The organism is Luteibacter sp. UNC138MFCol5.1 (assembly GCF_900110505.1).
GTDB lineage: Bacteria > Pseudomonadota > Gammaproteobacteria > Xanthomonadales > Rhodanobacteraceae > Luteibacter.
In genome coordinates this window covers 131,184-144,106 of the sequence record NZ_FODZ01000005.1, presented here as the reverse complement: position 1 = coordinate 144,106, position 12,923 = coordinate 131,184, and the positions used below count along the sequence as shown (strand labels likewise).

10 protein-coding genes are annotated in these 12,923 nt (G+C 68.4%); 5 read left to right on the top strand and 5 right to left on the bottom strand.

Annotated elements, in window-relative coordinates:
* The first annotated feature begins 8 nt into the window (after positions 1-8).
* From hrpB to BMY69_RS14810, 3 genes are all read left to right on the top strand, one after another.
* Positions 9-2,519, top strand: coding sequence for an ATP-dependent helicase HrpB (gene hrpB / locus BMY69_RS14820; RefSeq protein WP_090179676.1), 2,511 nt, complete (start codon positions 9-11; stop codon positions 2,517-2,519).
* Positions 2,520-2,696: 177 nt separating this feature from the next.
* A complete protein-coding gene (locus tag BMY69_RS14815) occupies positions 2,697-3,950 on the top strand; it encodes a hypothetical protein (protein WP_143070487.1) in 1,254 nt (417 codons plus the stop codon).
* Positions 3,947-4,867 (top strand): hypothetical protein, encoded by a 921-nt coding sequence (locus BMY69_RS14810; protein ID WP_139206118.1) that lies wholly within the window; start codon positions 3,947-3,949, stop codon positions 4,865-4,867. Before BMY69_RS14815 ends, BMY69_RS14810 begins: the two co-directional genes overlap by 4 nt.
* 20 nt (positions 4,868-4,887) lie before the next feature.
* Here BMY69_RS14810 and dbpA read toward each other — a convergent pair whose 3' ends face one another.
* Genes dbpA through BMY69_RS14790 form a run of 4 tightly spaced genes read right to left on the bottom strand, consistent with a single transcriptional unit; the run spans position 4,888 to position 8,744 of the window.
* Positions 4,888-6,264 (bottom strand): ATP-dependent RNA helicase DbpA, encoded by a 1,377-nt coding sequence (gene dbpA, locus BMY69_RS14805; RefSeq protein WP_090179670.1) that lies wholly within the window; start codon positions 6,262-6,264, stop codon positions 4,888-4,890.
* Between the two features lie 47 nt (positions 6,265-6,311).
* Positions 6,312-7,031, bottom strand: coding sequence for a pseudouridine synthase (locus BMY69_RS14800; protein ID WP_090179667.1), 720 nt, complete (start codon positions 7,029-7,031; stop codon positions 6,312-6,314).
* Positions 7,032-7,041: 10 nt separating this feature from the next.
* Positions 7,042-7,815, bottom strand: coding sequence for an ABC transporter permease (locus tag BMY69_RS14795; protein ID WP_090057399.1), 774 nt, complete (start codon positions 7,813-7,815; stop codon positions 7,042-7,044).
* On the bottom strand, positions 7,812-8,744 hold the full coding sequence (locus tag BMY69_RS14790) for an ABC transporter ATP-binding protein (RefSeq protein ID WP_090057396.1): 933 nt from the start codon (positions 8,742-8,744) through the stop codon (positions 7,812-7,814). The genes BMY69_RS14795 and BMY69_RS14790 overlap by 4 nt, the downstream gene beginning before the upstream one ends.
* Positions 8,745-8,826: 82 nt before the next feature.
* On the opposite strand from BMY69_RS14790, the gene BMY69_RS14785 reads away from it, so the two are divergent.
* Both BMY69_RS14785 and BMY69_RS14780 read left to right on the top strand, forming a co-directional pair.
* The gene (locus tag BMY69_RS14785) at positions 8,827-9,573 is read left to right on the top strand and encodes an FAD-binding oxidoreductase (RefSeq protein ID WP_090179664.1); all 747 of its coding nucleotides are present in this window, start codon (positions 8,827-8,829) and stop codon (positions 9,571-9,573) included.
* A 31-nt stretch (positions 9,574-9,604) separates the two neighbouring features.
* Entirely contained in the window at positions 9,605-10,885 is a 1,281-nt protein-coding gene (locus BMY69_RS14780; RefSeq protein ID WP_090057391.1) for a flavohemoglobin expression-modulating QEGLA motif protein, read from the top strand.
* Positions 10,886-10,893: 8 nt separating this feature from the next.
* On the opposite strand, the gene BMY69_RS14775 is transcribed toward BMY69_RS14780, so the two are convergent.
* On the bottom strand, positions 10,894-12,903 hold the full coding sequence (locus tag BMY69_RS14775) for a reprolysin-like metallopeptidase (protein WP_090179661.1): 2,010 nt from the start codon (positions 12,901-12,903) through the stop codon (positions 10,894-10,896).
* Positions 12,904-12,923 lie beyond the last annotated feature (20 nt).

The following is a 12,923-nucleotide window of genomic DNA, read 5'->3' as shown; positions in this document are numbered from 1 at the left end:
GCGGGGACATGCAGACCGTCTTTCCCATCACTCCGCTTCTCCCCGACATCGTCGATGCGCTGGCGGCCCACCCGCGACTCGTGCTCGAAGCACCGCCCGGTGCGGGCAAGACGACACAGGTGCCGCTGGCGCTGCTCGACGCGCCCTGGCTCGCCGACGGTCGCATCCTCGTGCTCGAGCCGCGACGGATCGCCGCCCGTGCCGCTGCCGCGTTCATGGCGCGGCAGCGGGGCGAGGAGGTTGGCGAAACGGTGGGGTATCGCATCCGCTTCGAGTCGCGTGTCGGGCCGCGCACGCGCATCGAGGTCGTGACGGAAGGCATCCTTGGGCGGATGATCCAGGACGATCCGTCGCTCGACGGCGTCGGCGCCATCCTGTTCGACGAATTCCACGAGCGGCACCTCGCGGGCGACCTCGGCGCCGCGCTGGCGCTCGATGTGCAGGCGAGCCTGCGGCCCGACCTCCGTCTCGTCGTGATGTCGGCGACGCTGGATGGCGAGCGCATCGAGCGGTGGTTCGGAGCCCGGCGCATCGGCAGTCCGGGGCGAAGTTTTCCCGTGCGCATCGACCATCCACCGGCACGGCCGCAGGAAACCGTCGAGCAGCATCTCGTGCGTACGATCGGGCAGGCGTTGCGCGAAACGGACGGCGATGTGCTCGCCTTCCTTCCGGGACGTCGCGAGATCGAGCGGGCGCGCGGCATGTTGGAACGCCAGTCCGAAAGCGTCGAAGTCGTCGCGTTGCATGGCGAGCTCTCGCTCGCGGAACAACAACTCGCGCTTACGCCGGCCGATCCGGGCACGCGCCGCATCGTCCTCGCCACGAACGTCGCGGAGTCGAGCGTGACGCTCCCGGGCATCCGCGCGGTGGTCGACTCGGGGCTGGCGCGCGAGCCCCGCTTCGATCCGCGATCCGGCTTCGCGCGCCTCGAGACGGTGACGATCTCGCAGGCGTCGGCGGACCAGCGTGCCGGCCGCGCGGGCCGCGTCGCCGAGGGCGTCGCCTATCGCCTGTGGCCGCAGAGCCGGAGGCTGGAGCCCTCGCGAAGCGCGGAGATCGAGCACACGGAGTTATCCGGTCTCGCGCTGGAGCTCGCCGGGTGGGGCAGCGACGACCTGCCATGGCTGGACGCGCCGCCGGCGGGCGCGATGGGTCAGGCCCGCGATCTCCTTCGTCGACTCGGCGCGATCGACGACGCCTCGTCGATCACGCGCCTCGGGCGCGACATGCTCGCGCTCGGCGCGACGCCGCGTCTCGCGGCTGCCGCATTGCGCGCTCCGGTAGCACAGCGGGCACTCGTCGCCGACCTTCTGGCGCTCATCGAAGCGCGTTCGCCATTGCGAGGCGAGCAAGGGCGCACCGACGACTTTCGCCAGCGGCTCGCCGCGCTGCATCTCTGGCGCGACGGCGGGGCCCGTGCGGCGCGCAACGGTGGCGCCGACGTCGGCGCGCTGGCGGCGATCGAAAAAGCATCGGCGGGCTGGCGTCGCCGCCTCGATGCGAGGACCGCGGCGAGCGGCGTGCCAACCGCTCATGCGGTGGGCGATCTGCTGGTTCACGCGTTTCCCGACCGCGTCGCGAAGCGCGACGATGCGAATCCGTCGAGGTACGCGCTGGCCAACGGTCGCGGCGCTCGTCTGCACGAGGCCAGCGCGCTTCACGGCGAGCCCTGGCTGGTCGTCCTCGACCTTCGCCTCGACGCACGCGACAGCCTGATCTTCGCCGGGGCGCCGTTCGACGCCGACGTGCTCGCACGCGACCATGCGGACCGTTTCGTCACCGAACGCGTATTGCGATGGGATGAGGACCGCCAGATCGCCGAGGCGTTCGAGGAACGCCGTTTCGATGCCTTGCTCGTCGAACGCCGTGCGGTTCCTCTCGATCCGGCCGATGCCCTGCCTCTGTTGTTGGCGGCCATCCGGACACGTGGCATCGAAGCCTTGCCCTGGAGCGACAACGCGCGCGTCCTCCGCGCGCGCATCGGTGCGCTCCGTCTGTGGCGACCGGAACTCGATCTGCCCGATGTCGGCGACGACGCGTTGCTGCGAACGCTCGAGGCATGGCTCGCCCCGTACCTGCGGGGAAAGCGGCGCCTGGAAGCCATCGAGGCCTCGGAGCTCGGCGAGGCGCTCGCGTCGATGCTGGACTACGACCAGCGCAGGGCGCTCGACGCCCACGCGCCGGAGGCGCTCACAGTCCCCAGCGGCATGACGCGCCGGCTCGCCTATGGCACGCGTGACGACGATGCCGGCGCTCCGCCCATCCTCGCCGTGAAGCTGCAGGAGCTCTTCGGTCTCGCCGACACGCCGCGCGTCGGCGACGGAAGGGTGCCCGTGATGCTCCACCTCCTTTCGCCCGCCGGGCGTCCCATCCAGGTCACGCAGGACCTCGCGGGCTTCTGGAATCGCACGTATCCGGAAGTGAAGAAGGAACTGAAGGGCCGCTATCCGAAGCATCCGTGGCCGGACGATCCCTGGACGGCCACGGCGACGCACCGGGCGAAACCACGAGGCACCTGAACGTCCGGGCGTCCGCCCGGAGCGCCTCGTCGTTCGGCACCCTCCCGACGGTCGGGCGGAGCCCGACGGCTCGCGACCGACGACGACGCTACGTTTCGCGGGCTACGGAGCCAAGAATGGCCGGGCCGCGATCCACGCGGTCTGACAAGGACGATCATGATCTCAGGAGTAAGGGTTATGGCCAGCGCGCCCCGACGAGGGAGGCCTCGCGTTTCGCCGCGCATCCGGTACGCACTTGCCGTCGCGCTCGCATTGCCGGGCACGACCGTCGCCGCCGCGACGCTCGATCAGGGGTTCGGATACTCGACCGAGCCTGTGCCGTCCGAAGTGTTCTGGCGAAAGGACGCGGTGCTCGCCCTCCTGCGGGAGTACGCGGCGGCGGGGCAGACGCATGCCTACATCAACGAGTCGACCGATGCCTCCTACTCGCGATGGGTGTTCGGCGGCGACGAGACGCCTTATGCCGAACTCAGGGAGAACGTCTCGCTCTCACCGGTCGACGAACCGACGCGGGAGGCCATGTACCTCGTCGCGGAAGGCCGCGAAGCCATGACGCAGCGGCAGTTGCATGACTGGAAAGTCCGCGACCTCGGTTACACCAAGGCCACCGCGATGCGTGAAGCGCCTGTGCCGGACGACCTGCGCGACGGCGCGTGGGGCGTTCCCCACATCCTGAAGGCGGGTGTCGATGCGGATATCTACAAAGCGTGCATGCGCGGCATACTCGATATCGGCCGGCCGGCGATGCAGGCCAACTACGCGATGGCCCTGCAGGTGCTGCGCGAGAGGCTGCTCGACACGCCGCGGGACGCCTGGTACGAGCGAGGTCTGCGCAGCGACGTCATCGGACGCTTCCTCGATCCCGCGCGTCATGGCCAGCCGCACCGGTCCGACATGCACTATCTGATCCAGCTGCTCGACGGCGAGCTCTCGACCTGGCGCGCGACGAGCGCCACCAATCGATACGGGTTCCCGGCGCTGCCTGCCAACCTGCGACTGGCGCGAATCGCGGCCGCGTATCGGGAGGGCATGCCGGGCGGCACCGACGCCTGCCTGCCGAACGGCAGGCACGACCCCGCGAAGGCCGGCATGGGCGGCGCGGATCCTCGCCCGCTGTGCCTCGCCGACGCGACCGACCGCGCGATCCACCGGTGGTACGGGCAGGCGATCATCGATGAAGTGCTGGCTGTCGGCGACATCTCCGGCGAGAGCCTGTCGACCTCGCTTCAGAACCTTGCCTCACCCCTGCAATCCAGCAGCCTGGGGCACCTCGGCATTCCACTCGACGGCCAGCTGGACCGCATCGTCACCCTGGACATGGCGGAGGCGAAGGCAGCCAACCGGTTGGTATCGGTCGGCCAGATGTCCATGCGACAAGGCGACATGGTGCTGCGTCACGTCTCGATGAAACAGTGCGGGAGGACGCCATGATGCCGTCCACCATTCCCTCCTGGCGCCGGAGGTCCCTTTTCCGGGGCCGCATGCTGGGCGCGGCGATGCTCGCCACGCTCGTTGTCGGAGGCCTGCCGCGCCACGCGGAAGCAGGCGGGGACGGCAGGGTCACCATGCTGGCGGTCGCGAACGACGACGAGTACTTCATGCAGACATGGCTCGCCGTGCCCATGCGCCGCTATGCCTTCGGCATGCGGCGATGGTTGCAGGAAGCCTTCGCGGGCCACGGCGGACGCGCCGCCGACGCGGCCGAATTGCTGCGCTTCCAGCAGCAGATCCGCCGCGCCACCTTCTCGCATTTCCAGTACACCTATACCGTGGAGGGTGTGGAACACGCGCGCATCTATCTGGGTGTATCGGGCCGCCCCTTTTCCGAGCTCATCAATACGGCCTATCGCGGCGCGCGACACCTCGAGGTGCCGCCGATGCCGACGAGGAACTATTTCAACGAGGACAACGTCGTCAGCTTCGGTTCCGTCGGCGCGCCCACCTGGTCGGACGTGACGCCGCAACCGGTGACGCCCGGCACGCCGAACCGCGCCAACGACGCCGAGATCAAGGTCTTGCAGGCGATCATGCGGGACATATCCAGCGGTTTGATCCCGGCGGGCGGACGCCTCCTCGGGTTCGTCAGCCAGCAGCCATGCCCCTCCTGCCATGCCGCCTTCCAGCAGTTCTCGGTGGAAGCCCGGGCGGACGTGCACATCAACTACGTCGAAGGCAGTCCGCATTCGCCGCAAACGATGACGCCGGCACTCGCGGTCATCCGCAACCTGCGGAACGTCCTCGCGGACGAACTGACCACGCATTTCGCTCCGCCGGTCAACGTCGTGAGGATGAGCTCCGAGGTCGAGTCCACCGACGAAGCCTCCACGTCGATGTGCACGAACCGGTAGCTTCCGCCGCGGACGTCCGCTCAGCCCAGGGGCCGCACGCGAAAGCTGCGGCCCTTGATCTTTCCGGCGCGCAGGCGCTCGAGCGCCTTGTTCGCGAGGTCCCGCCGGATCGCGACATAGGCGCGCGTGGCGTAGACGTCGATCTTGCCGATGTCCTTGCCGTCGAGACCGGCATCGCCGGTGAGCGCGCCGAGGATGTCGCCGGGCCGCATCTTGTCCTTGCGTCCGCCATCGATGACGAGGGTCTTCATCGGGGCGAGATTCAGCACCTTGCGTGCCTCGTTGGCCGGTTTCGCCGGATGGCGCGGCAGCGGCGCGCCGATGCGTTCCTCGATCGCCCGCAGCTTGTTCAGTTCGCGCGAGCCGGCGAGCACGATCGCCAGCCCGCTCGCACCCGCGCGGCCCGTGCGGCCGACGCGGTGCGTGTGCGTGTCCGGATCGTGCGCCACGTCGAAGCTGACGACGAGCGGCAGCCCGGCAATGTCGAGGCCTCGCGCCGCGACGTCGGTCGCCACGAGCACCCCGCAACTGTGGTTCGCGAAGCGAACGAGCACCTCGTCGCGATCGCGCTGGTCGAGGTCGCCATGCAGGGCCAGGGCGGAAAAGCCGCGGCGGTCCAGTTCCGCCGCGACGGCTTCGGTGTCCTTGCGCATGTTGCAGAAGACCAGTGCGGCCTCCGGCTTCTCCTGGGTGAGGATACGGGCGAGCACGTCGACCTTCACCGGCGGTTCCACCTCGACCACGCGCTGTTCGATCGTGGTGGCGTCGTGGCCTTCCTCGACGGTCACCTCCAGCGGATCCTTCTGCACCCGCCCGCTCACCGCGCGAATCGCATCCGGATAGGTCGCGGAAAACAGGAGCGTCTGGTGGTGCTTCGCGATGCGGCCGACGATGTCGTCGATCGCTTCCTCGAAGCCCATGTCGAGCATCCGGTCGGCTTCGTCGAGCACCAGCACCTTGATGCCGCCGCCGTGCAGGCTGCCGCGCTTGAGGTGCTCCTGCACGCGGCCGGGCGTGCCGACCACGATGTGCGGATCGTGTTCCAGCGACGCCAGCTGCGGACCGAGCGGCATGCCGCCGCAGAGCGTAAGGAGCTTGACGTTGGGGATGTTGACCGCGAGCCGGCGTATGGCCTTGCTGACCTGGTCGGCGAGCTCGCGTGTCGGACAGAGGACCAGCGCCTGCAGGCGGATCTGCGAAACGTCGATGCGCTGGAGCAGGCCGAGGCCGAACGCCGCCGTCTTGCCGCTGCCCGTACGGGCCTGCGCGATGACGTCGCGGCCTTGCAGGATGGCCGGCAGGCTTTCACGCTGGATGGCCGTCATGCCGCCGTAGCCGAGGGACTCGACGGTGGAGAGAAGGGCCGGATCGAGGCCGAGGGTCTGGAAATCGTTCATCCGCCCATGATCGCATGCCGCGAAAGACGGCGTGCGATCACGCCCGGCTACCAGCGCGTCCGGTCGGGCAGCAGGCCCTTCAGCTCGGCCTCGGTGAGGTTGCGCCACTGGCCCACCTTCAGATGACCCAGCTTCACGTTGATGATCCGCACGCGGCGCAGTTGCGTGACGCGGTAGCCGAACGCGGCGGCCATCAGGCGGATCTGCCGGTTCAGGCCCTGCGTGAGCACGATGGAGAAGCCGAACTTGGCGATGCGTCGCACCTTGCAGGGCTTCGTCATCTGTCCGTGGATACGCACGCCGCGCGCCATCCCGGTGAGGAAGTCGTCCGTCACCGCCTTGTTCACCGCGACGAGGTATTCCTTCTCGTGGTTGTTCTCGGCACGGAGGATCTCGTTGACGATGTCCCCGTTGCTGGTCAGCAGGATCAGGCCCTCGGAATCCTTGTCCAGGCGGCCGATCGGAAAGATGCGCTGGGCATGGTCGACGAAATCCACGATGTTGCCGCTGACCGTGGTGTCGGTGGTGCAGGTGATGCCCACGGGCTTGTTCAGCGCGATGTACACGCCGCGGCTCTTCGCCGGGCTGGCGACGAGCGTGCGCGCCACGACGACCTCGCCGTCGACCTTGACGACGTCGCCGTCCAGCGCCTTGGCGCCCATGCCGACGACCTCGTCGTTGATCGTGACGCGCTCGGCGACGAGGAGCTCGTCGGCCTCGCGGCGGGAGCAGAGGCCGGCTTCGCTGATGTACTTGTTGACGCGCATCGCGGTTCCGTTACGAGCGGAGGCCGACGCCGCGCTTGAGCAGACGCAGGGCGACCGCGGAGAGTCCGACGACGAAGACGAGCATCACGACGAACGCGGTGGCGATCGGCACGTCGCTCACGCCGAGCACGCCGAAACGGAAGGCGTTGACCATGTACAGGATGGGATTCACCAGCGAGATGCTGCGCCACGGCTCGCCGAGGAGGTCGACCGAATAGAAGACGCCGCCGAGGTACGTCAGCGGAGTGAGCACGAAGGTCGGCACAAGCGCGATGTCGTCGAACTTCTTCGCGAACACGGCGTTGACGAAACCGGCGAGCGAGAACACCGTGGCGCCGAGCACCACCGAAAGGAACGTGGTGACCGGGTGCGCGACGTGCAGGTCGGTGAAGAACAGGGCGATCACCAGCACCAGCGCGCCGACGATCACGCCGCGCGTCACCGCGCCCGTGACGTAGCCGAGGAGGATCACCCAGTTCGGCATCGGCGACACCAGCATTTCCTCGACGAAACGGCCGAACTTGGCGCCGAAGAAGGAGCTGGAGATGTTGCCGTAGCTGTTCGTGATGATGCTCATCATGACGAGGCCCGGCACGATGTACTGCATGTACGTGAAGCCGTGCATCGTGCCGATGCGGCTGCCGATCAGCTTGCCGAAGATGACGAAGTAGAGCGTCATCGTGATCGCCGGCGGAATCAGCGTCTGCGTCCAGATGCGCAGGATGCGGACGATCTCGCGGCGGACGATGGTGCCCAGCGCGACGAGGTTGGTGGAGGCGCTCATGCCGCGTTCTCCCGGCCGTGCTCGACCAGCCGCACGAAGAGTTCCTCCAGGCGGTTGGCCTTGTTGCGCATCGACGTCACGGTGACGCCGTGCGCCGACAGGGCCGCGAAGAGCGAGTTGAGGTCGTGCGAACGGGACATTTCGGCTTCGATCGTATGGTCGTCCAGCGCGCGTAGCACGACGCCGGGCAGGCTGGGCATGTCGGCGGGCACGCCGGAGACGTCGAGCACGAAGGTCTCGACGTCGAGGGTGGCGAGCAGGCTCTTCATCGACGTGTTCTGGACGATGCGGCCCTGGTCGATGATCGCGATGTTGCGGCAGAGCTGCTCCGCTTCCTCGAGGTAGTGGGTGGTGAGGATCACCGTGGTCCCGGCCTCGTTGATGCCGCTGACGAACTGCCACATGGAACGGCGGATCTCGATGTCGACGCCCGCCGTGGGCTCGTCGAGGATCAGCAGCTTCGGCTCGTTCATCATGGCGCGCGCGATCATCAGCCGGCGCTTCATGCCGCCCGAGAGCATGCGCGCCTGGTGGTGCGCCTTGTCCCACAGGCGCAGCTCCTTCAGGTACTTCTCGGCGCGCTCCGACGCCTCGGCCCGGCCGATGCCATAGAAACCGGCCTGGTTCACGCAGATGTCGAAAGGCTTTTCGAACTGGTTGAAGTTGATCTCCTGGGGTACCAGGCCGATCAGCCGCATGGCCTCGCTGCGGTTCCGGTGGATCGACACGCCGAACACCTCGGCGTCGCCCGACGAGGCGTTCACCAGGGACGAGAGGATGCCGATCAGGGTCGACTTTCCGGCGCCGTTGGGGCCCAGCAGGGCGAAGAAATCGCCGGGCTGGACGGTCAGGGAGATGCCCTTGAGGGCCTCGACCCCGTTGCCGTAGGTCTTGCGTAAATCGTTGACGTGCAAAGCGGGAGTGGTCATGGGCTGCGCCGGGATGACAAGCCGCCTATTATACCGGGCTTTGCCGGGCCGCCCCGTTCCCCGGCGTCAACAGAGACTTTCCATGGCCGAACAATTCCAGCTCCGCCTCGCCGACAGCTTCATGCTGGCGCCGACGGTGCGGCACCTGTCCTTCGAGCGGGTGGACGGCCAGCCGCTGGCCTTCGTGCCCGGCCAGTTCCTCCAGGTCCACTTCCATTACGACGATGGCAAGGCCACCAAGCGGAGCTATTCCGTGGGCACGGTGGGCGACGGCAAGGGCCCGGTGGACCGCATCGAGATCGCCGTGAGCTACGTCGAGGGCGGGGCCGCGACGAAGCTGCTCGGGGAGCTGGAGCACGGAGGCACGATCGACGCGAGCGGCCCCTACGGCCGCTTCTGTCTCATGGATGGCGACACGAACCGGCGCTACATCCTGATCGCCACCGGCACGGGCGTGACGCCGTACCGCGCCATGCTGCCGCAGATCGAGGCGCTGATCGCCAGCCGCGGCTGCCGTTTCGTGCTGCTCTACGGCGCGCGCAACGAGGGCGAACTGCTCTATGGCGAGGAATTCGAGGCGTTCGCGCGCGAGCACGAGGGATTCGATTTCCACGCCTGCCTCTCGCGGGGCGCGCGTCCGAATCCGCGTCCACACGATCGCCTGGGCTACGTGCAGGACATGCTGGCCGAGCTCGAGCCGAGCGCCGAGGGCGATATCGCCTACCTGTGCGGAAACCCGAACATGGTGGATGCCGCGTTTTCGGCACTGAAGGAGCACGGGCTCGCCGTGCAGCACATCCGTCGCGAGAAGTACATCTCGTCGCGGTGATCCCGGGGCCATCGGCCTATACTTCCCGACCATGCACGCCCAGGCCGCCCCGTTCCACCTCTCGCCCGAGATGCAGCGCTACGCGGCGCTCGACCAGCGCCTGCTCGCGGCGGTCCGCACCATCCGCATCCTGCCCACGATCTCGTGGCCGGCGTCGGTCGAAGAGCGGCTGATCGCCGAATTCGGGGCCGGCCGGCTCTCGCTGCCCGACATCCGTTACAGGCCGCCGGACCTCGGCGACACGCGCGCCGAACTCGAGGCGATCGAGGCCGAGGCCGACGAAGATCACCCGATCGCCGAATACCTCCGGCGGACGGCGGAATCCTGGCGCGTCGCGACCGGGATGCTGGACGCGGCGGGCACCGATGGCGTGACGCAGGCCTCGGTGGCGCTCTATGGGAAGCCTGGCGACGCCATTCCCGGCAGCAATCGCAGCAATCTGGACGCGGCGCGTTACTTCGTCGACCTGGCGGACGAACTCGGCGCCGATCTCGAAACGGAGGACGCGACCGGCACGATCCCGGCCGAGGAACTGCGCCGCGACATGACCGAGCGGCTGGACGCGTTCTTCGCGCCCGGCACGATCGCCGTCGAGGTCGATCCCGAGCTCACCGCGAAGGCCGCGGCCGGCGCGACGCGCATCCGGTTGCGCGGTGGCGTGCGCTTCACGGAGTACGACCGTCACCAGCTGCTGGCGCACGAAGCCTTCGTGCATTCGCTCACGGCGCTCAACGGCAGGGAACAGCCGGTGCTCGCATCGCTGGCACGCACGTCGCCGCGCGTCACGGCGACACAGGAAGGCCTGGCGGTGTTCGCCGAACTGATGTCGGGCGCCATCGACATCTCGCGCCTGAAACGCATCAGCCTCCGCATCCTCGCGATCGACATGGCGCTCAACGGCGCCGATTTCGTGGAGGTGTTCCGTTACTTCCGCGAATGCGGCCAGAACGTCCCCGACAGCTTCCACTCCGCGCAGCGCGTGTTCCGCGGCGTGCCGCTGACCGGCGGCTCGGCCTTCGCCAAGGACAACGTCTACCTGAGCGGCCTGCTCGCCGTGCACACGTTCTTCCGCTGGGCGCTCCGCCAGCGTCGGCTCGATCTCCTGCGCAACCTGTTCGCCGGCAAGCTCGCGTTGCACGATGTGCTGAGCCTCGAATCGCACTTCGTCGCCGGCGACATCGCCGAACCGCGGTACCTGCCGCCATGGATGCAACACGTGCATGGACTGGCCGGCAAGCTCGCGTTTTCCCTGTTCGTCAATCACATCCACATGGCGGGGGTGGAGGCCGAGGAAATTTCCCTCGGCCTCTGACCGTTCGCTCAGCGGATCTCGATCTCCGGCGACAGCGCGAAGAAGCGACCGTCGGCGCATTCGACACGCAGGCGTGCGTTCCGGGTCGGCGTCATCTCCGCGGGGAGGGTGACGGTGGCACGGCCCTTGTTGGCCACGGCGACAGCGAGTGGCGTGGCGAGGAACGTCTTGCCACCATCGACCGAGAGATCGATGTCGACCTTGGGGCAACCGATGGGAGCGACGGCGGTGCCGGCCACATTCCAGCGCACCTGTCGTGCCTTGCCGCGCCTCAGCACGGTGCCCGCGGCCGGCGCCTCGATCGCGAACGCCTCGCCCGTGTCGACCACGCGTACCGTGCGGTCGGCGCTCACGACATGCGACCGGTGGTCGCGGTTGTCGCGTGCCGTCAGGCGGAAATGCAGGTTGCGGTCGTACTGCGGCAGCGCGTCGCCGAGACCCTCCGGCTCGTTGCCGAGCAGAACGTCCATGGCAGGGAAGGTCTGCTCGCCGCGGGCCTGCGGCGGTCGCGAGCGGAATAGGGCACCGCGCCTCAGGTCCACCAGATCCTCATCCGCGGGCTGCAAGGGCCCCTTGTCCATCTGCTCGAACGTATAGGTGATGTTCGCGCGCGGATCGGCGAACGATGCCACCGCCTGCAGGCGGAAAGGAGTCTGTGCGGGCACCAGGACCGGCTTGTTCCACCCCGTGGTATCGATGACGGGCACCGGCGCCGTATTGGGTCGCGTGGCGGCGCACTCGCCACCGATGCCGTCGAGCCACGTCCCGATCTGCTCGATGCTGGCGGCGTGGAAGTAGGCGTCGCTATGGGCCTGCAGGTTGTTCCGGGGACAGATGCCCGCGTATCCCATGATCGTGGAACCGCTGCCCGGCTCCACGTTGGAGTCGGTGTCCTCGTGATCGCCGGTGCAGCCATTGAACGTGTGGTGTGCGCCGAACTGATGGCCGAGTTCGTGCGCGACGAAGTCGACGTGGAACGCGTCGCCGAACGGATGCGCGCTGCCCGTCATGCCGGCCGCCTTCGCCTGGTGCAGGCGTGCCTCGTCACCCGACCACGGCATGCAGGTGTTCCCGATCTGGCCGGCCACGCCGGCATCCCGCCGGCCATCGAGCAGGTGGCCCACGTCGAACGCGTCTTCCCCGAGCTTTTCCCGGGTGACGAGGACGTTCATGGTGGCGGCGTCGAAGTCGGACAGGCCGGCGCCCGGCGCTGCGAGCTCGAACGGGTCGAGTGCCTTGTTCGGGAAAACGAGACGGTCGTTGTTCTCCGCGAGGACGAAGTGCACGCCGAGATCGTTCTCGAAGATCGCGTTGACGCGGTTGACCGTGCGAACGATGCCGGCGAGCCCGTCCTCGATCGTGCCGCCCATCTTCGCGGTGTAGCTTGATGTGGCGGTCATGGCCAGGCGGAACGTGCGCAGCACGGGTGTACCCTCCGGAGCGGCGCCACGGCGGAACGGTGCGGCGCCTGGGGCGATCGTGGCCGCGCTGCCGATGCCCGCGCTTTCGGTCCAGGCCGACATGGGCGCATCGGCGCGACGGAAGACGATGTGGCGATCGGCGCCCTTCGCGCGGCTACCGCCCGCGGATTCGGGGCGAAGCATCCAGTCGCCGGCTTCGTCGCGGACGATGGCGTGCACGCCGTCGCGTGCGATGTCGAGGCGGACCTTACGGCCCGCCGCGTCCTTGCCCTTGAGGCTTCGCAGGTTCGGGTATTTCGCCGCGAGGGAGGCCGGAAGGACGTTCGCGTCCTCCAGCTCGAACACGGTCTGCCCGCCATCGGGCAGCGGCAGTTCGAGGCGCGCGGGAGCCGCGCCGCGAGCGGAGCGCGTCGCCGCCAGCCCGGCCCGGTCGAGGATCACGCTGCGGTAGCGCGACGGCATGTCGGTATCCGCGGCCCGGGCCGCGGTCGTCGAGACCGTCGGGCCGTCACGCCACAGCGAGGCGGCGGTGGCGCTCATGGAGGCGGTGCCGAGGCACGCCGCGATGGCGAAGGAGAGCGTTGTTTTCAGGCGCATGGAGTGGACCTTCCTGGTGA

What these genes read in the sequence shown, in the direction of transcription:
- hrpB (WP_090179676.1), top strand. Translation starts at nt 9, where the DNA reads ATGCAGACCGTCTTTCCCATCACTCCGCTTCTCCCCGACATCGTCGAT.
- BMY69_RS14815 (WP_143070487.1), top strand. Translation starts at nt 2,697, where the DNA reads ATGGCCAGCGCGCCCCGACGAGGGAGGCCTCGCGTTTCGCCGCGCATC.
- BMY69_RS14810 (WP_139206118.1), top strand. Translation starts at nt 3,947, where the DNA reads ATGATGCCGTCCACCATTCCCTCCTGGCGCCGGAGGTCCCTTTTCCGG.
- dbpA (WP_090179670.1), bottom strand. Translation starts at nt 6,264, where the DNA reads ATGAACGATTTCCAGACCCTCGGCCTCGATCCGGCCCTTCTCTCCACC.
- BMY69_RS14800 (WP_090179667.1), bottom strand. Translation starts at nt 7,031, where the DNA reads ATGCGCGTCAACAAGTACATCAGCGAAGCCGGCCTCTGCTCCCGCCGC.
- BMY69_RS14795 (WP_090057399.1), bottom strand. Translation starts at nt 7,815, where the DNA reads ATGAGCGCCTCCACCAACCTCGTCGCGCTGGGCACCATCGTCCGCCGC.
- BMY69_RS14790 (WP_090057396.1), bottom strand. Translation starts at nt 8,744, where the DNA reads ATGACCACTCCCGCTTTGCACGTCAACGATTTACGCAAGACCTACGGC.
- BMY69_RS14785 (WP_090179664.1), top strand. Translation starts at nt 8,827, where the DNA reads ATGGCCGAACAATTCCAGCTCCGCCTCGCCGACAGCTTCATGCTGGCG.
- BMY69_RS14780 (WP_090057391.1), top strand. Translation starts at nt 9,605, where the DNA reads ATGCACGCCCAGGCCGCCCCGTTCCACCTCTCGCCCGAGATGCAGCGC.
- BMY69_RS14775 (WP_090179661.1), bottom strand. Translation starts at nt 12,903, where the DNA reads ATGCGCCTGAAAACAACGCTCTCCTTCGCCATCGCGGCGTGCCTCGGC.